Origin of the sequence: Streptomyces sp. NPDC001502 (genome assembly GCF_042894785.1) — a bacterium.
In the GTDB taxonomy this organism is placed as follows: domain Bacteria; phylum Actinomycetota; class Actinomycetes; order Streptomycetales; family Streptomycetaceae; genus Streptomyces; species Streptomyces kutzneri.
On sequence record NZ_JBIAVW010000031.1, the window covers coordinates 25,206 to 47,811 of the forward strand.

Annotated in this window: 19 protein-coding genes; 10 read left to right on the top strand and 9 right to left on the bottom strand. The window is 69.2% G+C overall.

All coding sequences use genetic code 11. From position 1 onward, the window contains the following. Positions 1-19: 19 nt before the first annotated feature. Positions 20-1,546, bottom strand: a complete 1,527-nt coding sequence (locus tag ACFY0D_RS35970; protein ID WP_390802108.1) for an NUDIX domain-containing protein — start codon at positions 1,544-1,546, stop codon at positions 20-22. Continuing rightward, positions 1,543-3,543, bottom strand: coding sequence for an ABC transporter ATP-binding protein (locus ACFY0D_RS35975; RefSeq protein ID WP_390802109.1), 2,001 nt, complete (start codon positions 3,541-3,543; stop codon positions 1,543-1,545). Before ACFY0D_RS35975 ends, ACFY0D_RS35970 begins: the two co-directional genes overlap by 4 nt. A gap of 897 nt (positions 3,544-4,440) precedes the next feature. Between ACFY0D_RS35975 and ACFY0D_RS35980 the strand changes: the two genes are divergently transcribed. Continuing rightward, a complete protein-coding gene (locus ACFY0D_RS35980; protein WP_390802110.1) occupies positions 4,441-4,875 on the top strand; it encodes a GFA family protein in 435 nt (144 codons plus the stop codon). A gap of 212 nt (positions 4,876-5,087) precedes the next feature. Here the strand turns inward: ACFY0D_RS35980 and ACFY0D_RS35985 are convergent, their stop codons facing one another. Further along, entirely contained in the window at positions 5,088-6,029 is a 942-nt protein-coding gene (locus ACFY0D_RS35985) for an LD-carboxypeptidase (protein ID WP_390802111.1), read from the bottom strand. A 372-nt stretch (positions 6,030-6,401) separates the two neighbouring features. On the opposite strand from ACFY0D_RS35985, the gene ACFY0D_RS35990 reads away from it, so the two are divergent. The 8 genes from ACFY0D_RS35990 to ACFY0D_RS36025 all read left to right on the top strand — a co-directional run bounded on the left by ACFY0D_RS35990 (position 6,402) and on the right by ACFY0D_RS36025 (position 15,659). Next, positions 6,402-7,562: an aldo/keto reductase gene (locus tag ACFY0D_RS35990; RefSeq protein WP_390802112.1), complete on the top strand. Its 1,161-nt coding sequence runs from the start codon at positions 6,402-6,404 to the stop codon at positions 7,560-7,562. A 29-nt stretch (positions 7,563-7,591) separates the two neighbouring features. Next, positions 7,592-8,851 carry a class I SAM-dependent methyltransferase gene (locus ACFY0D_RS35995; RefSeq protein ID WP_390802113.1) on the top strand — a complete coding sequence of 420 codons (1,260 nt, stop codon included), beginning with the start codon at positions 7,592-7,594 and terminating at the stop codon, positions 8,849-8,851. Positions 8,852-8,977: 126 nt separating this feature from the next. Further along, a complete protein-coding gene (locus tag ACFY0D_RS36000) occupies positions 8,978-9,694 on the top strand; it encodes a uracil-DNA glycosylase family protein (protein WP_390802114.1) in 717 nt (238 codons plus the stop codon). A gap of 93 nt (positions 9,695-9,787) precedes the next feature. Then, complete coding sequence (locus tag ACFY0D_RS36005) at positions 9,788-10,564, top strand: hypothetical protein (protein ID WP_390802115.1); 777 nt, start codon at positions 9,788-9,790, stop codon at positions 10,562-10,564. 187 nt (positions 10,565-10,751) lie between these two features. After that, on the top strand, positions 10,752-12,506 hold the full coding sequence (locus ACFY0D_RS36010) for an AMP-binding protein (RefSeq protein WP_390802170.1): 1,755 nt from the start codon (positions 10,752-10,754) through the stop codon (positions 12,504-12,506). After that, complete coding sequence (locus tag ACFY0D_RS36015) at positions 12,503-13,636, top strand: beta-ketoacyl synthase N-terminal-like domain-containing protein (RefSeq protein WP_390802116.1); 1,134 nt, start codon at positions 12,503-12,505, stop codon at positions 13,634-13,636. The genes ACFY0D_RS36010 and ACFY0D_RS36015 overlap by 4 nt, the downstream gene beginning before the upstream one ends. After that, positions 13,633-14,655, top strand: coding sequence for a beta-ketoacyl synthase N-terminal-like domain-containing protein (locus ACFY0D_RS36020; protein WP_390802117.1), 1,023 nt, complete (start codon positions 13,633-13,635; stop codon positions 14,653-14,655). Before ACFY0D_RS36015 ends, ACFY0D_RS36020 begins: the two co-directional genes overlap by 4 nt. Continuing rightward, positions 14,652-15,659: a thioesterase domain-containing protein gene (locus ACFY0D_RS36025; protein WP_390802118.1), complete on the top strand. Its 1,008-nt coding sequence runs from the start codon at positions 14,652-14,654 to the stop codon at positions 15,657-15,659. The genes ACFY0D_RS36020 and ACFY0D_RS36025 overlap by 4 nt, the downstream gene beginning before the upstream one ends. A 77-nt stretch (positions 15,660-15,736) precedes the next feature. On the opposite strand, the gene ACFY0D_RS36030 is transcribed toward ACFY0D_RS36025, so the two are convergent. Beyond that, on the bottom strand, positions 15,737-16,126 hold the full coding sequence (locus ACFY0D_RS36030; protein ID WP_390802119.1) for a hypothetical protein: 390 nt from the start codon (positions 16,124-16,126) through the stop codon (positions 15,737-15,739). Positions 16,127-16,811: 685 nt separating this feature from the next. Here ACFY0D_RS36030 and ACFY0D_RS36035 point away from each other — a divergent pair. Beyond that, positions 16,812-17,936 (top strand): phosphotransferase enzyme family protein, encoded by a 1,125-nt coding sequence (locus tag ACFY0D_RS36035; protein WP_390802120.1) that lies wholly within the window; start codon positions 16,812-16,814, stop codon positions 17,934-17,936. A 228-nt stretch (positions 17,937-18,164) separates the two neighbouring features. On the opposite strand, the gene ACFY0D_RS36040 is transcribed toward ACFY0D_RS36035, so the two are convergent. The 5 genes from ACFY0D_RS36040 to ACFY0D_RS36060 form a co-directional block, all read right to left on the bottom strand. Beyond that, positions 18,165-18,686, bottom strand: coding sequence for an NUDIX hydrolase (locus tag ACFY0D_RS36040; RefSeq protein WP_389811029.1), 522 nt, complete (start codon positions 18,684-18,686; stop codon positions 18,165-18,167). An 85-nt stretch (positions 18,687-18,771) separates the two neighbouring features. Beyond that, positions 18,772-19,251 (bottom strand): PPC domain-containing DNA-binding protein, encoded by a 480-nt coding sequence (locus ACFY0D_RS36045; RefSeq protein WP_390802121.1) that lies wholly within the window; start codon positions 19,249-19,251, stop codon positions 18,772-18,774. Continuing rightward, the gene (locus ACFY0D_RS36050; RefSeq protein ID WP_390802122.1) at positions 19,251-20,249 is read right to left on the bottom strand and encodes an asparaginase; all 999 of its coding nucleotides are present in this window, start codon (positions 20,247-20,249) and stop codon (positions 19,251-19,253) included. Before ACFY0D_RS36050 ends, ACFY0D_RS36045 begins: the two co-directional genes overlap by 1 nt. A gap of 72 nt (positions 20,250-20,321) precedes the next feature. Beyond that, complete coding sequence (locus tag ACFY0D_RS36055) at positions 20,322-21,851, bottom strand: transcriptional regulator, XRE family protein (RefSeq protein ID WP_390802123.1); 1,530 nt, start codon at positions 21,849-21,851, stop codon at positions 20,322-20,324. A gap of 447 nt (positions 21,852-22,298) precedes the next feature. Further along, positions 22,299-22,598, bottom strand: a complete 300-nt coding sequence (locus ACFY0D_RS36060) for a helix-turn-helix domain-containing protein (protein WP_390802124.1) — start codon at positions 22,596-22,598, stop codon at positions 22,299-22,301. Between the last annotated feature and the right edge of the window lie 8 nt (positions 22,599-22,606).

The following is a 22,606-nucleotide window of genomic DNA, read 5'->3' on the forward strand; positions in this document are numbered from 1 at the left end:
CCGGGGCTCCCGCCCGCGGTCATCGGTCCCACCCCAGCTCGGTGTAGTGGCGGCCGGCGGTGATTCCATCGATGGCCGCGCGGGTGTAGGGGACGAGCCGCTCCGGCAGGTTCGCCCGCTCCCACCACTGCCAGGCCAGGCACTTGTCGGGCTCGCGGAGCTCGGGGATTCCCTCCCAGCGATCGGCCTGGAAGACCATCTGCATCAGCGGTTGTCCGCCAGGGGTGTCGACGACGTGCACGACGTGCACCAGCTTCACGTCCGCCGGGTCGATGACGAGCCCGGCTTCCTCGCGGGCTTCGCGCACCAGGCAGGTGACCGCGGACTCCTGCTCACACCTCCCGGCGAGGAAGTGCCACTCGTTCCCCGCGTACGTGACGTCCGGGTGGCGCAGGCCGAGGAGTACACGGCCGTGCTCGTCCTCCAGGTGGAGGTGGACGCCGATGCCGTTGAGCACGGTCCGGCTGCCCCCGTCCCATACCGGCGCTGCCTCACCCGGCCGGGCCGTTTCCGGGTGCTCGGCCGCGTGGCGGCGGATCAGGTCGGCGAGTCCGGGGCTCAGGCGCAGCCTGTCGAGCTGGTCGGGCTTGAACCAGCACAGCAGGACGCCCTCACGGAGTTCGAGCTGGTCGGGGTTGCCGTTCCACTCGACGCTGAACACGCTGATGGGCACGCGCAGCCCGTCGATGCTGATGGCCTCCTCCACGGCGTACGGCTCCACAGCCTCCAGACGCAGCCCGGGGACCTCCTCGGACAGTTCACGGCGCAGGGTGCCCTCAAGGGTTTGGTCGCCCCGTTGGCGGCCGCCCCCGATCAGGGCCATGGACCATGGTTGCCAGATTCCTGGAACGTCATCGCGTAGATGCAGCAGGTAGGACCCGGCCCCGTTGTGGATCAACGCGGAGGCGTTCACTGGCTCCGGCTGGCCGTCGAGTCCCTCGTCGATGAGCTTGGCGCGCAGGGTCAGCGAGGTGATGTCGGTGATCGGCACCCAGCGGGAGCCGGATACTTCCTGGTCCTGCAGGACGATCTCCGGCGGCTGCTCGTCGGCGAGGTAGAAGGCGTAGCGGAAGTCGTAGTGCCGGTGGGCCCGCTCGCCCTTGGCCGGGTTGGCGTCGATGTCGTGGACGTCGATGTCGATCGGTGCGCCGAGGGCGTGAGGAGTCAGGGTGAGGGCGTCGGCCGGGATCCCGGCCTCTTCCGAGAGCTCGCGCAGCGCCGCGGCGAGCAGGGAACGGTCACCGGGCTCGATGTGGCCGCCCGGAACGAGAAACAGCCCGGTCACCCGGTGAAGAATGTGCAGGACATGGCGGTTGCGGTCGATAACAACTGCGCTGCACGTGACGTGGCCGGGCAGGGTGGTGCGGCTGGTCGGGTCGGGGTGGTCCAGAGCGGACAGGAGCCCGACCAGGGTGTCCCGCTCGTCGGGGTGGTTGGCGAGATACGCCTCGACGGTCTTGCGGATGTGGGCGTGGCTGGGTGGCACGGAGGGCTTCTCGCCTTCGGTGGGGGTGGAGTGCGTGGTCGTGATGGGGGAGGCGTTCACCGGGCTGCCTCGTCGATGGTGCTGGTGCCGGGGTGGTAGCCGCTGGCCTGAAGGGTGAACATCGCGGCGTAGTCCCTGCCGAGGGCCATGAGCTCGGTGTGGGAGCCGGACTCAACGATGCGGCCGCTGTCGAAGACGAGGATCCGGTCGCAGTCGACGACGCTGGCGAGTCGGTGGGAGATCAGCACCGTGATCTGGTCCTTGCGCAACCGGCCGCGCAGCACGGCCTCGTACACGGCGTGCTCGGACGGCGGGTCCATGCTGGCCGTGGGCTCATCCAGGAGAACCAGAACCGCCAACTGGTACAGGCCGCGGGCGACGGCCATCTTGGCCCACTCCCCGCCGGAGAGCTGGCGGCCCTTCTTGAACCGCTTGGACAGCGTCGCCTGCCACTGCCCGGGGAGCGCGGCGATCACCTTGTCGGCACCCGAAGCCCGAGCGGCGGCCATGACCCGCTCCGGATCGGCCTCGGTCAGACTGCCGACCCCGGCGGTGATGTTGGCCAGAGCACTGAAGGGGTACCGGACCGGTTCTTGCAGAACGCAGGCGACTCGCTCGTGCAAGGACTGGGCATCCATCTCCCGCACGTCGACGCCATCCCACCTCACGCTGCCCTGCCGCGCCTCGTACAGGCCCGCCAGGAGCTTCGCGCAGGTCGACTTACCGGACCCGTTCAGGCCGACGAACGCCACCGTCTCCCCGGCACGCAGGGTGAAGGAGACCCCGTTCAGTGCCGGGGTGTCCTTGCCGGGATAGCTGAAGTGGACGTCCTGAACGACGATTTCCTGCACCTCCTCCGGTGCCCGCACCCCGGATGCCCGCGGCAGGAGGCGGCGGCTGCGCTCCTGGACCGCGAGGAGATCATCGACCCACAAGGCATGCTCGTACACGAGGTGTCCGACCTCGATGAGCTGGGTCAGGGAGGCGCGGCCCGCCTGGATCGCCAGGACGGCCCCGGCCCCGGCGGCCAGGGGCAGCCAGCCGGCGATCAGCATCCCGGCCAGCGCCGCGTACGTGATGCCGGTCCCGATCCCTCCGACGGTACGGCCGGCGAGGTTGAGCACGGCGGAGCTCACGCCGAGCCGGGTGTCCTCCTCGGCGATTCGGGTGGTCAGGCGGCGGTGCTCGTCGAGCAGCGCGCCCTGGGCCGTGTCGGAGCGCAGCTCGGCGGCCGCGTCCACGTCGAGCAGCAGCCAGGAGAACACCCGGACCCGGCGCTGCAGTGCGTTCCACCGCTTGAAGGAGTTGAACCGGGCCCGTGCGCTGCGCACGGCGGCCGCGCCCACCGGCAGGACCGACAGCAGCAGGAGGGGTAAGAGCGCGGGGTGCAGGACACCGAGCACGCCGGCGGTACCGATCAGTCCCAGGGCCGCGGAGGCGAGGGAGACGACCTGTCCGACGATCATCCGCGCGTAGAACAGCCCGCGGTCGTTGGCGCGGTGGACCTCATCGTGCCAGTCGGGATCCTCGACCGCCTCGAGGCGCACGTGCGCGGTGAGGTGGAGGAACTCGCACTCGAGGGCGGTGCGGATCTTGGGAGTGACGCGTGCCTGGGCCACCGCGACGGCTGCCTCCAGCAGGGCCCGCGCCGCGAGGAAGCCCGCAACGGCAAGGATCTGGGGGATCGCGGCGCGCACGCGGTCGGGCGTGGGACCTTCCGCGAAGAGGTGCTGGAGGACCTTGACCGAAGCGATCAGTCCAAAGGCGGCCATGGCCGCCGAGCCCAGCTGGCAGAGGACGGCCATGAGGGTCGAGCGGCGGTCCGCCTGCCAGGCCAGCCGGCCGATGACGGCGGTGATCTTGGGCAGCCGGGCCAGGACCTGACGCACGGTGGCGCTAGCGGCGGCGCCGTCATGAACCGACCAGTACGCCTCCTCCAGGCCCTCGGTCATGTCCCCGTCCTCCGGCCCTGCCGGCATCGTCGCCGGAGGCAGCGGCAGCTCGGTGGACCGCGGGCCGGGTACATTCCCGGCCGCTGTATCAGCGCTCTCGCTCATGCTGTGCACCTCGTATCCCGTCGTGCCGCGCCGCGCGCGCAGTTGTCGGGCTGATGGGGTTCCCGGGACTGGGAGGTGGGCGAGAAGCCCCGCCGCTGTTCGAATTTGAGAGAGCGGTAGGCGGGAGCGGGTTCGGCGTTCACGTGTCCTCCATCTGGGCGGCTGGATGGCACTGGTGCTCCAAGAACGCCTCGAATCGACGGCCGTAACGGCCTCGGAAGGGCGAATGTCTCGAACGCGAATGCGGATCTCGCGTCTCGGGCAGGAGCGGCTTGTCGGATGGCTTTTGAACTCACGCGTTCGAGTGGTTGCCGGGCCGTGGCACCCGATCAGGGGCTTGCGCTGCCCCGCAGATCTCGATCAGGTGGGCGATTCGCCGGGGGCGGCCTGCCAATGGCCCCGCCCGGCCTGCGGCAGCGGGGCAGGTGATGGGATCAGGCTCTACCGCCCAGGCGGCTCCTCGGCATCGGCTGGCTCCTCTTCAGGTCGACGTGCTGGACAGGCGGTTCAGCCACCCTCCGGCGCATGGCGAGGAAGCCCGCGTGCGCGACGGGCTGAGGCGAGACGGGAGGTGCTTGAACTGGAGGGGCGAGTAGAGCGCAGGCTCCGAGTCGGAGCAGCCGGATCTGGCCTACCTCGTCGAGCCCGCCTCCCAGGCGCCGCCCGTGATCGTTTCCGGCGGCCGCGGGACCTGCCGGACCGACGGCCGTGCGAGGTTGGCCGGAAATGACCGCTGCGGGGGTGGGCCACCGAAAATCGGTTGCGACCTTCAACGCGGTATCGAGCGCCGGACGTATGTTCGCATTCGACGGAAGGTGGCACGGACCGCTGCCGGCCGCAGCCAGATGACAAGCTGTCGGACTGAACTCGATTGCCAGGCAGGGGAGATGAACTGAGTTGAGCGCTACCTCCGACACCGTCGCCGCGCACCGCTCCGGTGGGTGCCACAAGGACTGCGGGCGGATCCGGTTCGAAGCCAAGGGGGGTCCGGACTACCCCCATACCTGTAGCTGCCGGGACTGTAAGAAGCGCGGCGGGGCCCCGATGATGTCGTGGGTCGCATTCCCCCTCGACGGCTTCGAATGGACCGGAGAGGGAGGCGAGCCGACCTGGTACGACACGTACCCGGGCAAGACCAAGCGCGGATTCTGCGCCAACTGCGGCACCCACATCGCGGCCTACGACTACGGCGACACCTGGATGGGCGTCAACATTCCGGCGCTCGACGAGCCCGATGGCGAAGGTCTCACTCCGGTCAACCAGTCCTGCCGCGGCGAGGCGGTGCCCTGGTTGGGGCAGGTCGCGGACACGCAGCACAACACCACCGGCTGACCCGAGTTCCCCCACGGGCCCTGCGGCTCCGCGGCGGGCTGCTCCAGCGGTCTCCTTTGACTCCGGCGGGAGAGCGCATCCACCGACCCGACGAGGTTCCAGAACCGCTCCAGCCGCGTCGGCGCGAGGTGTAAGAAGCCCGCTGGAGAGGGACGGGCGCCGCGAGCGGGTACGGCATGGCGACTGCGGCTGCAGGACTATGAGCCGCCGCTTCATGGTGCGGTAACCCAGGGCGAGACGAAGGTGAGCGGGTGCTCGGCGGAAGAGTCCATCCGCAGCATGGCGCCGACGGGAAGGGTGAACTTGCGCGGGGTGTGCCCGTACGGAAGGCCTTGGGCGAGGGGCCAGCCGTACTCGCGGCTCAGGTCCTCGATCATGTCGCCAACCGTGATGCCCGCGGTGGGCTCGCAGCCAACGCTCTCCCCGACGACCAGGCCAGCGATCTTGTCGAGAACTCCGGCGTCCCGGAAATGGGTGAAGGTCTGGTCGAGGAGGTCCGTGGGCTTGAAGGCATCCTCGACCGCCAGGATCACGCCGTTCCATCGGGGCTCCCAAGGGGTGCCGAGCAGGCAGCGCAGCGAGGAGAGGCAGCCGGCGATCAGTGGTCCTTCGGCGCTGCCCGGTCGGGCCCAGGTCAGTGGCGTATCGACCCGGGCGGCGGTGCTCTGGCCGGAGAGCATCGCGGTGAAGTGCTCGGCTGTCTCCGAGGGTGCGTCCGGGTCGGCAAGGTCCCACATCACCGACGGCCCGTGAAGGGTGACGAGGCCGGTGGGTGAGGTGATCGCGGTCAGCAGGAGGCTGGGGTCGCTCACGCCGACGATCAGCTTCGGGTTCATGGCGATCAGCGGGAGGTCGAGGCCCACGAGGAGTCGGTCGGAGCTTCTTCCTGCGCCCGCGCACATGATGGCGGCGATCGACGGGTCGGCGATCATCTGGTGGAAGTCGTCCAGGAGCTCGTCGGCGGTCCCCGCGCGGTATCCGGACCGGCCGGTGGCGTGGGCCCCCACGACGGGCTCGTAGCCGAGGCCGGCGAGTGCCTGGACGCCGCGGGCGAAGACGTCCGACTGGGCGGCGGGTTCCGGGGCGGAGAGGGTGACGATGCCGATCCGGTCGCCCTTGGACACGGGCGCCGCGAGCCGGGCTGCTGTGCTCATGGGGGGTGCCTCCATCTGCTTGACAGGGGCGACGCCCCGGCACGTCGAATCACCAGCCTGCCCTGCCGCCATCGGTCGGGCCAGAGGCGCGGGGGCTCATATCGAGGGTCATTCAGTTCCGCCTTCCACTACCTGGCGAGCAGCCCTAAAACTGGGCATTTTCGGGCCAATTGCTGGTAGGCAGGTCGTCTCCTCGTGGGAATGACCCCCGATATGAGCCGGTGGGCAGCTGGATTTCCCGTTCGGACAAGTGCGACGGTGAGAGCAGGGCTGAAGAGCCGCGCTCCGCCCCACTTCTCTCCAGATTCCCGGGACGACTGCCTCATCGCTTGCTGCACCACGGCGAGCCGAGCCGGCGCCCTGTCCTTCGCGATGAGAGCGAGCCCCGTCGTGACCGCTTCACACCTGCCCCGGCGACGCCTGGTCGCCGGATGGGACGAGCACCCTCTCGGCGTCGGTTGCCGGCCCATCGGGGGACCGGCAACCAACCTGGGCCACGCCGTGGGATGGGCCCCTGTGGACGACGACTGCGCCGTTGATGCCCTCCTGCGAGCCCGCGAAGAAGGAGCAACTGTCTTCGACACCGCGGACGTCTACGGTCTCGGGAACTCCCAAAGGCTGCTGGGCCGCATGCTTGCCCAGGTGCCCCGCGAAAGCATCAGCATCACCAGCACGGTCGGGGCCTTCAGGGGCACCAGCATCCACGCCTACCGCTCCCTCAACCTGCACGGGCAAGTGGAGCAGAGCCTCGAGAACCTCGGCGTGGAATCGCTGGATGTCCTGACACTGCACCACACCGACTTCGGCCCACGCGACCAGTACCTCCAAGAGGCACGGGAGACGCTGGAGGCCCTGCGTAGCCTTGGCAGGGTCAAGGCGCTCGGGATGAGGGCGCCGAACCGGCTGGCGGCAGGTGCCGAGACCTCGGGCGACCGCCACCAGGTAAGCGCGGCCCGATTCGCGTTCCTCGTCCAGCAGTTCGACCCCAAGGTCATCACCACCCCCTTCAGCCCCCTCAGCCAGCCACTACCTGAACACGGGCCCGCCGACAGCGAAGAGGACGAGGACATCTTCGGCTTCGCCCGTCGCCACGGCGTCACCACCATGATCACCGAGCCGCTGGGCCTGGGCCTGCTCACCGGCAAGCACCTTCCGGGAACGGCCTTCGGCCCCGGCGACGTCCGCTCCCGCATCACGGTGCTGGTTCTGGAGGCCGTCCAGCGAGGCCTGCAGCCCTTGCGGGACCGGTTCGGGTCCACCCCGCACGACCTCGCCCGGGTCGCCCTCCACTACTGCCTCATGCGCTGCCCGGACTCGATCGTTCTGGCCGGGTTCACCAGTTCACACCAGGTGGCCGTGAACTACCAGGGCTTCCGGACCGGGCTGAGCGCACAGGACTACGAGTTCGTCGACGCGGCGTACGCGGCCTTGCGCGCTGAGCTGGTGGAGGTCGGCCAGTTCCGCTCAGGGGCGGCGTCCGTGCCGTGTATCCCCGGACCGGACCGGTCTGCCCACGTCCCTGAGAAGCGATGACGCCCCGTGCGTGCCGCGTAAGGTGAGAAATGAAGGCCTACATGAGCCCAGACAGCACCCACTGGATGAAGTACGCCATTGGCGTCGCACTAGGGGCGTCGCAGCCAGGTCGGCGGGTCGGCGCTGCGCTCGTTTCTGAACACGGCCAGTTGATCTGCTCCGCCTTCGAGGGCGAAGTGCACGGCGCATCCTGGTTCCGCGTTCTGCGACGCAGGGTTCAAGAACTCGGAATATCCAGCGCGCACAGCGTCTATCTGACGATCAACACCCTGTCGGCGGCCGGGTCGTTCGAGCTGGCCGAGCTCTTGACGGGAGTGCGGATCGACAGGGTGTACATCGGTCTGCCGGACCCCGCGCTGACGAGTTACCTCGATGGCGATCCCGCCACTGAGCGAGGACATGTACTCCGCTTCCCCGACGGTTTGCAGTGCGAGATCCTGGAGCAGAACCGAGACCTCTACGCGGCGAGCGAGCAAAGCATCGAGTGCAACCCCCACTACTCCACGCATCGCATCAGCGAAGCCGTGTCCACTGGGCTGAGGTCGATGGGGTTAGCGCTGTCCAGGAGTGACGTCAACGCGAACAGGGGGAGGGTTGCCCTCGCCTCTCTCATCTGCCAGAGGTACGGGATCGAGTACAAAGAGGCTGATCGCGCCGTAGGCGACGCACTGGCCGAAGCGTTCAATGTGAAGTACGGCACCTATGACTACGCGTACGACGCTCGTGCCGCCAACGTGAGGTGGGTCGACGACTTCATGTCGGTCTACAGGAGGTCGTCCACACGGTCTCTGTCCGCCGTCAACATCCTCAACGTCGGCGTGGGCGCCGGCCACGAAGCAGCAGCCTTGTTTTCAGACTGCCCGCAGATCACCTTTGCCGACATCGCAGAAAGCGGGCTTGCAAGCATAAGTGGACGCATTCCCTCGTCGAGAACCGTCGTCTCCAGCGCCGAAGACCTGTCCGCCCTGCCGGAGAACAGTTTTGATCTGTATGCCTCATTGAGGACGTACAACTCGTCATTCTTCGACACGTCCGCAGCAGCCTCAGAGGCGCACAGAGTACTGAAGCCCGGTGCTGTGATTATCGTCTCCGTGGCCAACGGATTTCTGTATACTCAGCGGGGCTGCGTCGTGCCGGGACTGATTATTCCCGGCACTGAATTCGTCGACCTCTACCGCGGGATGGACACCGCCAATTTGATTGGCGCGGAGCTCGACGCCGTTGGATTCAAAGATGTCCGAATGTTTCCAACAAGTACCGAGATTTACCTGTCGGCGGTCGCTGCCTAACGTTGCCACCGCCCTCTGGCCGGCCGCGGTCGCGACGCCCCACCAGTTCCGCGGGAAGGCTGGGGCGCCGACAGCAGGGGCGACCGGTCGCCCTGGAGTGACCAGCGTGAAGGAAGGACTTCTGCATTGAACGGGCAAACGACCGTTGCCGATCGGATCCTGCAGTTCAACGAGGAACTCGCGGAGACGACGCTTGAACTGCCGCCCGGATTCGCGGTCATCAACCCGTTCAGCGGCCCCCAGAAGGAGCGCGTCCACGAGGTGACGACTGCGTTCTACCGTAAGTACTACGACGACGACAGGCCGCGCCGCCTGGTGCTGGGGAGCTCGCCCGCGCGACGGGGAACGGCCGTCACCGGGGTCCCGTTCGAGGACGGCAAGCTCCTCGAAAGCGAAACGGGAGTCGATGTCGAAGGCTATGCGGTGAGCCGGCCCTCCGCCGGATTCCTGCACGACGTCATCAGGCGCTACGGGGGCCGCGAAACGTTCTATGCCGCCTTCGTCATGAGCTTTGTCTGCCCTCTCGGCCTGGTGAGAACGAGCCCCCAGGGAAGGGAGATCAATTGCAACTACTATGAGAACAAGAAACTGCTGGAAATCCTGCAATCTTTCCTCGTGAAAGCCCTGGAGCGCCAGCTGGAATTCGGAATCGACGCCTCGGTGTGCTACTGCATCGGCAGCGGCGAGAACTTCTCGTTCCTCTCGAAGGCGAACGAGGGTCAGCGCTTTTTTCAAAAGATCGTGCCCTTGGAGCACCCGCGCTTCATCACGCAATACAACGGGGGAAGAAAGGAAGAATTCGCCGAAAAATACCTCAGTGCTCTGCGTGGAGAAGGCGATTAGCCGTGGCGCCCTTCGCAGCGCACCTCTCGGTGATTCCCCCAAGGCCGAGGGCTCCCAACGTGCCGGATCGTGAAGAAGGAGAACAGCACAGTGGTGGCAGAAGGCAGGGTCCTGGTCCACTTCGACTCGGAACGAGTGAGCGTGTACCGCTTCCAGGGCGGCGAGCTGGACCTGCTCAAAAGGGAGCGGCTCCCGTTCGGAGCCGGCCTCGCCGGCGATGCGGTGGCGGACAGCGTCGGCGAGTTCTGCGCCGGGCTCAAGGAGTTCACCGAGGTCGTTGACAACAAGAGCACGCGAGTGCACGCCACGGGGGTCTTCCAGCAGCTCCCGCAGCCGGAAGCGGACACGCTGGTCAACAGCGTCTACGTCGACACCGGCCTCTACTTCAACATCGTCGGGGCCGAGCTGGAGCGGTTCTACCTGGACACGGGCATGGCCGCGTGCGGTTCGAACGACATGGTGGAAGGCCTGACCCGGCGGGAGTTCCGGACGGCCGTCGTCTGCGGAAGCTTCCAGAGTTCCCTGGGGCACATCGAGGACACCATCGCCCGGCTGCGCGGGAGCGGCACCGTCGTGCTCAGCCCTCGCAGCACCAGGATCAAGCCGGAAACCGAGGGCACCGACTTCATCCTCTTCGACTACCAGGACCTGCTGAAGAACCACCGCGACACATGGCGGCACAAGTACGTGCACATGGACGCGTTTCGGCAAGCCGACGCTGTTGTCGTATGCAACCCCGGCGGTCGCGTCGGAAAAGGCACCATCTTCGAGCTCGGATTCATGTCCGCGCTTTCCAAGAGGGTCATCTTCACGGAGGAGCCCCAGGGCGTGTCTGTCCTGTTCCCCTGTGAGGTGGGCCTCGGTTCCTGAGCACACCCGTTGAGGGCTGCAGGAACACACCCCGTTCCCGCTTCCCCGACTGGATCGAATCGGGGGGTTCGGCGAACGGAGCGGCTCCGGGTGCAGGCCTCCGACTCATCCTCTCTGTCCACCCAGATCCCGCTTCTCGGCTTCGAAGATTCGGAAAGGACCCTCGCCGGTGGAACCCATCGACATAGTGCCCGACAGGCTGCGAGCGATCGTGGCGTCTGTCCTTGAGGTGGAAGAGGCAGCAATCGAGTCCGGTGCCCTGTTCTACGAGGAACTCGGCATGAGCTCCTTGGAGAAGGTCGAGATCGTGGTCGCGATCGAGCGCCAGTTCGGAGCCCTGTCCGCGGAGGAGGCGGCAGCCCTCACCAGCCTGGACGCCGCGGTGGCCGTGCTCGGCGGGCGGGCGACGGGCCACCAGGGGGTCGACCTGATCGACGTCCTGGTGGCGGGTCATGTCTCGGCAGGCCTGGGCGAAAGGGCCAGCTACCTCGACCCCGAGGCCGGGGAGATCACCTACGCGGGCCTCCTGGAGGCAGCACGCGGGTACGCGGGCGCCCTCAGTGCAGCGGGCATTCCCGAGGGCGCCCGCGGCCTCCTGGTCGCCGATGATTCCGTGGCGACCGTGGTCGCCGTCCTGGGCCTGTGGTGGCACGGCTGCGTCCCCGTGGTGATCAGCCCGGTGCTCACGGACGACGAAGTCCGCTACGTCGCCGCAGACTGCGCCGCCGCGGTGGTGCACCTGGACACAGCTCCCATGCGGCAGCGCGCCCTGGAGGAGCTGTTCGCGACGACACCCCGGTTTGCCGGCGCGGACGTCCGCGCCGGCCTGGCGACGGCCGAGGCCGGCCCCGCACGGCGCCCGGAGGAGGCCGGCCCTGCGGCCGCGTGGAGTGCGGGGCGTGAGGCGCTGGTGCAGTACACCTCGGGAAGCACCGGCATGCCCAAGGGCGTGCGGCACTCGGCGGGTGCGATCGCGGCCATGGCCGACGGCATCGGCACGGTGCTGGCGCTGACGCCCGAGGACACCGTGCTGTCCAGCGCCCGGATGTCCTTCGGTTATGGCTTCGGCAGCTCCCTCCTGTGCCCTCTGGCGGCCGGCTCCCGCGTCGCGCTCATCCGCGGCACGGTCGACGTTCACTCACTCGCCGCCGCGCTGCAGCACCACCGGCCCACCGTGCTTTTCTCCGTCCCCCGGCTGTACGCGGCGCTGCTGAACGCTGGGCTGGCGCTCGCCCCCGACTCCGTGCGGCTGTGCGTGGCGGCGGGCGAGAACCTGCCCGGTCCGCTCAGCGAGCGGATCCGCACGGCCTTCCAGGCCGAGCTGCTCAATGGCCTCGGCGCGACCGAGGTCCTCTACATCGTCGTCGGCACGCCACCGGGGGAGGACCGTCCGGGGACCTTCGGGGTCCCGGTGCCCGGGATCACCGTGACCGTCCGCGCCGCGGACGGCACGCCCGTCGCCGATGGGGAGGAGGGCAGGCTGCACATCGCCGGCCCGACCGTCGCCCTGGGCTACATCGGCCGGCCGGAGGCCGCAGCGGTCACCTTCGCCGGCGGCGGCGCCTACACCGGCGACGTGGTGCGCCGTGCGCCGGACGGCACGTTCACCCATCTGTGCCGCGCCGATGACGTGCTCAACCTGGGCGGCTACAAGGTGGTGCCCAGCGAGATCGAGAGCGTCGTCCGCGGTGTCGAAGGGGTCCAGGACTGCGTGGTGGTCGGCGGCCGCGACGCCGACGGCCTGGAGCAGGCCGTGGCGTACCTGGTGGCCCGGCCGGGATCCGACGAGGCCGTGGTGCGGCGCGCGGTGACCGCCGCGATCCGTGGCGGTCTCGCCGCCTACAAGCGGCCCGCCCGTCTGGAGTTCCTCGACGAGCTCCCGACCACGTCGACCGGCAAGGTGGCCGCCTTCGAGCTGAGGAAGGCGGCCACCCGACCGTGACCTGGGACATTACGGGTATGGCGGCCATCGCCAACGTCGGCGCCAGCCCCCGGGAGATCTTCGCCGCGCTGTGCGCGGGCCAGGAGAGCCGCACGCCCCTGCAGGCGTTCGACCCGGACAAGTACAGGGCGGCCCACGCCTACGAGATCGACGACCGGCCCGAGGGTGGCGACATACCGCGGCGCGCCACCCGCTGGCTCACCACGGTCGTCCGCCAGGCGGCCGCCGACGCAGGCCTGGGCCAGGACCTGGCCCAGGTGCCCGTGCTGGTCGGGACGACCATGCGCGAGCAGCGCAGCCTCGAACTGTGGTGGCGCGACGACGCGGAAGTCGCTCTCGAGGACATGCACTTCGGCACCGCCTTGCAGGCGGCCTTCGGGGCGTCCGCCACGTACACCTTCGCCAACGCCTGCTCAGCCTCGCTGTACGCGCTCGGCATGGCCACCGACGTGATCGACCTCGGCCTGGCCGACACGGTCGTCGTCGCGGGCACCGACGCCGCCACCGAGAGCGGCTTCGGCACGCTCGACCGGGTGCAGAACGGCCTCCCCGACGCGCTGCGCCCCTTCGACGCCACCCACAAGGGCATGCTGATGGGGGAGGGCGCGGCGGCCGTCGTCGTCCAGCGCGCCGGCACCGGGAACGGGCCCGTCCACGCCCGGGTGCGCGGCGTGTCCATGAACTGCGACGCCCACCACGCCACCGCGCCCGACCCCGACGGCATCACCCGCGCCGTGCGGGACGCCTACAGCAGAGCAGGGGTGCGGGCGCAGGACATCGACCTGGTGATGCTGCACGGCAGCGGCACCCCCCGCAACGACCAGACGGAGTCGAGCGTCCTGAGCCGCATCTTCCAGGGCGCCGGACCCGGTCCGCGGATGACCGCCATCAAGGCGATGACCGGCCACACCATGGGCGGCTCGGGACTGCTCAGCCTCGTCATGGCGGTGCTCGCCATGAAGGAAGGGACGGTACCCCCGGTCCTGGGACTCGCCGATCCGATCTCCGAGGCCGCAGGACTGGGCCTGGTGCAGGGCTCCCCCGCAGTCGGCGACCTGGCCATCGCTCAGATCGACGCGTTCGGCTTCGGAGGGATCAACGCCGTCGCGATTGTGGAGGCAGCCCGATGAATTCGACGAGCACCGCGCACATGAGGAACCCGAGCGCCCGGGAGGTCGTCGTCACGGGCATCGGACTGGCGCTCCCCGGAGTCGCGACTTACGCCGACCTCCTCGGACCCCTGCCGGGGGAGGGCGGCTTCGACCCGGCCACCGGACTCAGCGGACGCGAACTGCGCCACAAGGACCGTGCCTCCCGGCTGGCCCTGCGCGCGGCCGAGTTCGCCCTCCGGGACGCGGGTCTGACCGACGCCGACACCGAGTTCACGGGCGCGGCTGACTCGACCGCCGTCGTGGTCAGCACCAACCTGGGCAACGCGGACAGCGTCTGCGGAGCCACCGACACCATCGCCACAGCAGGCGTCATGGGCCTCAGCCCCCTGGACCTGCCCCAGACGTCAAGCAACGTCATCGCCGGCTGGGTGGCCATCCGCTACAGGCTGCGCGGCCCCAACCTCACCGTCTGCAACGGCGTCACAAGCGGACTGGACGCCCTGGCCTGGGCCCGGAACCTCATCGTGGTCGGGCGCGCCGAAGCCGCCGTCGTCGTCGGCGTCGAACCAGCCAACGACGTGGTGACGAAGGTCCTCGGCGAGCAGTCCACCGACGCGGCGGTCGCGGTCGTACTGGAACCCGCGGACGCAGCCGCCTCCCGCGGCGCACGGCCCCGCGCCACGATCACCGGCTATGCACGGGCCCGGAACCTCGCCGCGGCACTGGTCTTCGCCGGCGTCACCGAGGCGGAACCCGTCGGGCTGTGGCTCGCGGACGAGGCGGGCGCCGCGGGCGCCGGGGAGGGCCATCTGCTCGCAGCCACGCGCCGGATCGACCTGGAATCCCAGCTGGGCCCGCTGTCCGGGGCGCTCGGCGTCCTGCAGTGCGCTGCTGCGGCTGCCCATCTGGAGGGCGGCGCCACCGGGAACGTCCTCGCCACGGCCGGAGGGCCTCGCCACGACGCGACGGCCGCCCTGCTGCTGACCCCGTCGCCGGCCACTCGCCCATACACGCAGGAACGAGGACAACACCCATGACCACGACGAGCGTGACCATCGAGGATCTCCGCGCCCTGATAGCCGGCGTACTGGAGACCGAGCCCGAGGAGGTCACCGACGGGGCGCACTTCGCCCACGAGCTCGACATCGACTCGCTGCTGATGCTGGAGATCTCGACCCGCGTGGAGAGCGCGTACGGCGTCCCGGAGAACGCCGTGGCCGCCAGTGGCGCCACCACGCTCACGGAGCTGCACGCCTTCCTCGCCTCGAAGCTCAGCGGCGAGACGCCGGCTTCCCCGCTCATCCGTCCTAGGCCGGTGAGCGACCCAGCGGCGCGCCTGTTCCTGCTCCACCACGCCGGCGGTTCACACCTGCTCTACCGGGGCTGGGCGGAGCACTTTCCCGAGGACTGGGAACTGTGCCTCCTGGAGGCCCCCGGCCGGGGCACCCTGCAGGCCCTGCCGCTGATCGACGACTGCGACCGGCTGGTCGACTACTTCTACACCGCTATCGCACCGCTGCTCGACCGGCCCTTCGGGTTCTTCGGCCACAGCATGGGCGCACTGATCGCCTACCAGCTCACTCGCCGACTCCTGCGCCAGGGGGAACCGCTCCCCACCTGGCTGGGGGTGTCCGCCTACGGCGCCCCGCAGGGCGAAGCCGACGCTGACGCCGACAGCAGCCCTCACCTGATGGCCGACGACGAACTGCGCGCGTGGCTGCGGAGCGGCGGCGGCAGCCCACCGCAGCTCCTCGACAACGACGACGTCTGGCACAAGTTCGCCCCGGTGTTCCGCAGCGACCTCAAACTCGTGGACACCTGGGCTCCGCCCCTCAGCCCCGAGCCGCTGCCCGTTCCGCTGTCGGTATTCGCGGGCGTGCACGACAAGCTGATCGGCGAGGACCGTCTCCTTGCCTGGCGAGCGTTCACGACGCACTTCCGCGGACTCGGGAGGTACGACGGCGACCACTTCTACCTGACGAACCACCAGCAGCAGCTCGCCGCCGCCATCACGGCCGCGATGCGCTCCGCAGCTCCTTGAGCCCACTCTCACCACCACGCCACCCGCCAGACGATCAACTCCGACGGGGTGCCGGCGGAGGGTGCGGGGGCGAGCCCTCAGGCGTCGGGGTCGACTTCGGGGTGCGTGAACCGCACGGGCCTGCCCAGCGACCGGGCGTAGGCGATCTCGGACCTGGTGCTGTCTCCGATGTAGTCACCGACCACGAGCACCTCATCAGCGAGCAGGATCTTCGACCGGTGCAGCTCGTCGAGCCGAACCTTCAGCGCCTCGGCCTCGACAGGATCGGACCAGAGCTGGTGCGGCGACTTCAGGTCGCAGCCCGGCTTGACGACGATCCTCCCGGCCATAGTCTCCCGCAGATCGGCCTCGGCCATCTCGGCCATGAAACGGGTGGAGCCGCAGATCGCGACGATACGCGGGAAGTTCAGCTGCGTCTTCGCCTCGGCGAGCTTGTCCGCGGGGGTGATCACTTGCGGGGATGACACTGTTCCTCCTGGTGGTGCTGCCCGAGGGATGCCTGCGGAGACGAGTACGAAGGCGTCCAAGATCGCCTCACGGCGAACCACGTGCACGCCTGCGCGCCCGCACTCTATGCGACGAGCATCCCTACCCGGTGCCGCGGCGCCCGCCGGTCGGCCCTACGCCCCGCCAGTGCGATGCCGAACTGGTTGCCCTCGCCACGAAGAGCCGGCGTCTCTTACCGCGTCCACCGCCTCGATCAGGCGATTCACGCGGCATCCCGCCGCGGTGTCGGCTTGGTCGGCCGGCCCCCTGCCGGCAGCTGGTGGCGGTGCCGGGTCGGGCTCGGGTACTGACATCACCCGAACGAGGGAAACGCAATCAGATGACCGCATTGACGGAGGGTTGTCCGCCGGCGATCACCTCTGCTGCATGCCTGCAGCTGCCGGCCGAGCGCGGCCGGTTCCCCGGCCCGGCCGGCCACCGCGTCGAGGTAGCGGCTGAACTCGTGGTGGATGCGGGCAGCAGTCGAGGGCGCAGTCAGGGAGTAGGCCCCCAGAAGTCCAACGTCGTAGCCGAACGGGAGCCGGCCCCAGTTCTCCCAACGCTCACCCCACACATCGCCCGCCAGGCCGAACGCCTCACCGGGACCCCGCGCCTGCGCCCTGGTGGACCTGACCATCTGCCGCCCGCTCACTGACCACGATCGCTGTGCGCTTCGACGAGGAGACCATGTCCACCGCATCTCACCAGCCCTGCCTCGGCAGCCCCACCGAGACTGTCGCCGCGCCTTCCACACCCGGCGAGCAGGAGCAGATCATGGCGGTCGCCGACACGCTGGTGCTCGGGTACGGACTGCACCCGGCAGAAATCACGCGGATCCCGGAGGGCACCGCGACGGACAACTACGCCATCGTCGACCAGACAGGCCGTCGGTACTTCGTCAAGGTCTATCGCACTCGAAGTAGCTTGGATCTGGAGCTGGCGTCGGTCGAGCTGTCCGAGTACGCCGCCGACGGGGGCGTTGCCACCGCGCGGGCGACCCGCACGCGCGAGCACGAACTCATCGCGACCCACGGCCGCCTGCCGATTTCCCTATGGTCGTACGTGCCGCACACCGAGACTGCCGAGGGCACCCTGACCGGTGCACGGTGGGCAGCAGTCGGCGCAGCGATGGGCCGTCTCCACAGTCGACTCGCCACTCACCCCGCCGCCGCACCCACCCTGGAACCTGGTGCCGCGGTGTGCGACGTAGCTACCGCCCGTAGCCGCTTCGACAGGCTGATTCTCGCGTACCAGCACAGGCCCAGGCTTGGGGAGTTCGAGACTTGGGCTCTGCGGGCGGCGCGTGAGCGACACGCCGTCCTGGGGGACGTCGAGCGCATCCTCGCTTCACTTCCACCGCTGACGGTCCAGGTCATGCACGGAGACCTGGCCGGCCCCAACGTCCTGCTGAAGAACGACGACGTCGCCGCGATCGTGGACTTCGGACCACCCACACCCGATTACCTCGCCTGGGAAATCATGCGCCTTGGCTGTGACCCCAAGAGCTTCCAGTCCAACGGCGTCGAGAGGTGGCTCAAGGGCTACACGGACCTCGCCCTCGCCTATCAAGACGCCAACCCCACGGCACCCGCAGACGACCTCCTGTCCTCGCTTCGCGTCGGCTGTGCAGCCATGCTCTGCTCGACCTTTCCGCTGTCGGCACCCGTGGAACGACCCCACCTCGTCGATGCCGCACTCGAGTCCTACGCGCGGGCACGGCACGAGGCCGCTCTGACGCTGCTGGAGCAGCTGCCTGCCCTTGAGGCGGCCCTGTACGACACTCTTCACTGAGTCCATGACCCTCATGGCCGGCGTACTCACGCAACCCGCAGGCCCGGACAGCGAACTCGACTGCCCGGGCCTGCTGGAGCAGCAGGGCACCCAGGGCCGGCCGAGGGCGCGGCCGCCGCGCCCGGAGAGCGGAGGCGGAGGCGGAGGCGGCCGCGGAGGCGGCCGCGGAGGCGGCCGCGGAGGCGGCCGCGGAGGCGGCCGCGGAGGGTCAGGAGGGCGGGGCGGCGATCATCTGGTGAGCCGCTCCACCTGAAGCAGCTCGTCGGGGCTGACGTGGATCGCGGCGATGTTGGCGAGCCACTGCATCCACACCGGCTCGATGCCGGGCGCAGCCTCGAACTCGGCGTCCGTCACGCGTCCCTGCGCGTAGGCGACCGTGCGGTCTGTCAGCTCCTGCAGGGCGCCGGGAGCGATCCAGCGGACGTTCTTCGTCTCGCGGGCGCTCGGGGTGAGGTCGCCGGTGACGGTGGCGTGGTAGATGGTCCAGTCGTGGCCGGTGCCGCGTGCGCCGGGAAGGCGGCGGCATCGGTTGTCCCGCCAGCAGCCGGTGACGCGGGTGAGGCCGGTGACGGTGAGGCCGAGTTCTTCCTCGACCTCGGCGCGGCCCGCGTCCTCGGCACTCCCGTGGTCGTCGATGTGGCCGGCGGCCGGTGCCGTGCCGGCCGGGAAGGTGGCGCGGTCGAACATCAGGTAGCGGCCCTGGAGGTCGGTGATGACGACGCCGACCGAGGTGTTGTCGCAGGCCTTCATGGTCTCGCTCCTGATGGGTGCTGAACGTCACCGGCGCACGGTGGCACGCCCGGCTTCACGGAAGTCCTGGCGGGGCCGGGCGGCGTCACAGGGGCCCGGTCTCGGGGAGCGGGGCGAAGGACAGGGTCGGGACGGCGTGCGGTCCGCACAGCGGTCGCAGCATCCGGGGGGAGAGGACCTCCTGAAGGAACATCTCCTGGATGAACTGCACCTCCGCCCGCAGCAGATGAGACACGCTCCCCGCGGCGGCGAGGTCCTTACGCCCGACCGCGACATGGATGTGCGGGGCGAGGACGTCGTTCTCCGGGCTCCAGGCGAGGGTGGCGGAGCCGACAGCCTCCACCGTGTGCAGGACCGTCTGCTCCCACACAGGAGCTTCCGGGTCCTCCAGCGGGCCGTTCGTCCCCACCAGCGTCACCTGCCGGAACCCGCCCAGGAACATCGGGATGATCGCCTGCCGGATCCCCATCTCCGCGCAGAAGCCGGTCAGCTCCGCGACGAAGTCGTCGCCGTCATCGAAGGCCAGCGCGAAGCTGCGCCCCATCGTCAGTTCTGTGTGCCGCATCAGCCGCGTCCCTCCGCGGTCGTCCCGGCGGGTGCGAAGCTGGCGAGGATCGAGTCGCGGTCGGCGCCGCTGCGCAGCAGGACCGTCAGCAGAAGACGGGCCTTGTACGGGTCAAGGTGCCCGGCCCCGATCAGACCCCGCTCCAACAGGTCCTTCTCCGAGCCGTCGAATCCGTACGCGTGTGTGAGGGTCGTGCCGGCACCGGTGCGGGAGGCGAGGACGACCGGGATCCGCTGAGCGGCCTCCTGGAGGATGGGGACCCAGGTCGCGGGCACGTGACCGACTCCGAAGGCGGCGATGACCATGCCGTCGACCTGTTCGAGGAGCGGCGCCAGCAGCGTGCCGTCGTCACCGAGGGACGCGGGGTATACGCCGACGCGGGCCGGGCGGGTCATCGCTGCGGAGAGGGGGAGGGGTTTGTGCGCGGGGATCGCAAGGAGCCGCAGGCGGCCTTCGGCCACGGTGCCCAGGGGGCCGGTGTCGGGTGCGGTGAACGCGTTCGTGCTGGTGCTGTGGGTCTTGCGGACCCTCGCGGCGTCGAAGACCTGGTCGTTGAAGACGACCAGGACGCCAAGGCCGCGAGCCAGAGGGCTTGCCGCGACGGTGACAGAGGCGAGCAGGTTGGCCGGTCCGTCGGCTCCGGCCAGGTAGGGGGCGCGCATCGCGCCCGTGACGATCAGAGGCGTCTCGCCCGCGTACAGCAGGCTCAGCAGGTAGGACGTCTCCTCCAAGGTGTCGGTCCCCTGGGCCACGACGAAGCCGTCGAAGGTGCTCTGGCCGTCCATGGCCCGCAGCTGGCCGGCGAGCTCCTCGATCTCGTCGAAGGTCAGGGAGGCGCCCGGCTTGGTCGTGAACGACTGAGTCTTGACGACGATGCCGGTGTCGGCCAGTTGCGGCACGGCCGCGAGCAGGTCCTCCGCGCTCAGCGTGGGTTGCGCCGCGCCCTCCGCGGTGGTGGGGGTCATCGTGATGGTGCCGCCGAGGCTGATCACGAGCACTGTGGGAGGAGGGGAACTTGGCTTCGTCAACGCGCATTCCTCGGATCGCGGGTGGAGCAGGGCGAGTTGAGCCTATCGGCCGTCATATGGGCTGCCCAGCCTGCCGATGAAGCGCAGGGTCTGGTCGAGTGCCTTGAGCGTGAGAAGGCGGCTGCGGGGACGCAGCATGCTGGTGAGCCCCTCCTCGGCGAGGCCCCGGCACCGGCCGGTCAGCCAGGCCCAGTCCAGGTCGAGGTAGTCGGCCAGGGCCGCCAGCCGTGCCGCCGGGGTCGGCCCGTCGACCAGGCTGTGGGCCCGTACGTGGCCGATCACCTCCTGGTAGGGAGCCACCTCCCGTCGCGCGCTGGTGGTAGCGACCCGCCAGACGGATTCCCCGCGTACCCAGTTCGCCAGGATGGCCTGGTTGCGTGCCAGGACGAACCCCTCGACCTCTTGGTACTCCTGCTCCGTGCTCAGCCACACTTTGACCCCGTACATCTCCATCATGGCAATCGTGAGGAACAGAAGAATTCGCTCATAAATCTCGCTTGATCGAACGACGGACTCTGGGACGCAAAACGCGCGACCGAGCGCGCTTCCTGGTCCCGCGAAGCGATCGGCGACGTTCTGCAGGTAGTCGTGTTTGTGCCTGAATAGCAACCATGGTGCGCATTCCTCCCCGGTGGCTTCGCGGGTCCAGAACGCCGGCACCTCGGGAAGGTCACCGAGATGGCGGACGATGTACTGGGCGCAGAGACTGGAGCCCAGCCACGCGGCGCCGATGGGGGAGAGGTCGGGCATCTCGGATCGCGGCGGCGCCGAGTTACTGATCCTGACGTAGTGCCGAAGTTGCTCGGCACGGTCGGAGAGCGGATTGTCATCCGCCAGCAGACCGTCGTCCATGACGTACAGCGCCCAGACGATCGCGTAGACCAGGTCGTCCAGCTGGTAGGCGAGCGGTACACGCGGGTCCTGGCCCACAAAGAGGTTCTGGCGGGCGAGCGCGGCGTCCATCACGTACAGGCCGGACCCGCCGGCGGCACCGGGAGAGGCCAGAATCACGCCCCTGCGCGAGGAGCGGACGAAGGTCTCCAGGTGGGGGAGGTCTGCGGAGCTGATCTCCATAAGGTTGCCGAGGGGCTCAGCTTCATAGATCTGCACACCGATCAAGGTGCCATCGAAGTGCCGTCCGCCGGCGAGTTCCCAGCTGCCGAAGATGCCAGCGTCCGGTTCGCCGGGGACATGCCGGGACGTGGGCCAGGTGTAGTCCAGGGTTCGTACCGCGGTGCGCGTCCTTCGGTCCAGCGGGCGGGGGCGGACGATGTCGCGTACGGGGACGAGCTGGAAGAGGGCCTCGACCTTCTTGCCGAAATAGGCCTCGATGATGGTGCGCAGGTCTCCGCGGGGGATGTGGGTGCCGGCCAGCCACCGTTTGTAGGTAGCCGGGGAAGGCCGGACCCTAGCGAGTCGCGGCTCTTGTAACGCTTTCGCGGCGTCTTCGGCCATGATCGGCCAGAGGACCCGGAACTTGTTCGGTGAAGCGCAGTTGAGCTCTGGAGCGTCCAGCAGGTGGTACAGGAGCGGCACGACGGTCCGGGCCCGTGACTCCTCCGGGTGAGTCATGTCGTCCTCCTTGATGAGCCGCAAGGCTGCTTGCGGGGTGTTCGTTCGCTGCTTCGGTGTGTCCGGCGAGAGCCTGCGCTCCTGCCGGGCGCCACAACGGCGCGGGTGCGGGGCGCTGGCCGCGAGCCCGCGGCGTGAGGGCCCGGACGTCGGCAGGCAGCTGAAGGGGCGACGGAGCGTCGACGGCGGCAGACAGGGTGGCTACCTGGGTGCTCATCGGGCACTCACCGCCGGCAAGGGAGTGCGTCGGCGGAGGCGGAGATCGCCACGGTGGGCGCGGGGCGCAGCTCGGCCCGCAGTAGCAAAGGCGTGACGCGCTCACCGTCGGCGCGGCGGACAGGTGTGCTCGGCAACAGCGTCGTTGTAGAGGTGGGCGACTTCCAGACCGAGGCGAGAGGCTGGCCCCGTACGCGGTCGGCCGTCGGACGCTGATGGGCTTCGGCGCGCTCATGCCTCGCCCGGGGCCGTGGCGGCCCGCCTTCCACCTCGGCCGCGGAGGGGGATACCGGCCTGGGAGAGGAGCCGGTGGATCATGCCGTAGGAGGGTCCGGTCGCGGCGGCGATCTGGCGTATGGACCCCTGCTGCTTGCCGGTGTAGACGCTCACGATCTGGTCGGTGAATTTCGCTCGTTGCTTGGCGGACAGGTGCGATCCCTTGGCCTGCCGGGGCAGCCCGAAGGTGGGCTGGGCGGTCTGCTTCTTGCGGCCCGGGCTGGCCTTCGACCGGCGGGTGCGGGTGGCGGGCATCGTGTAGC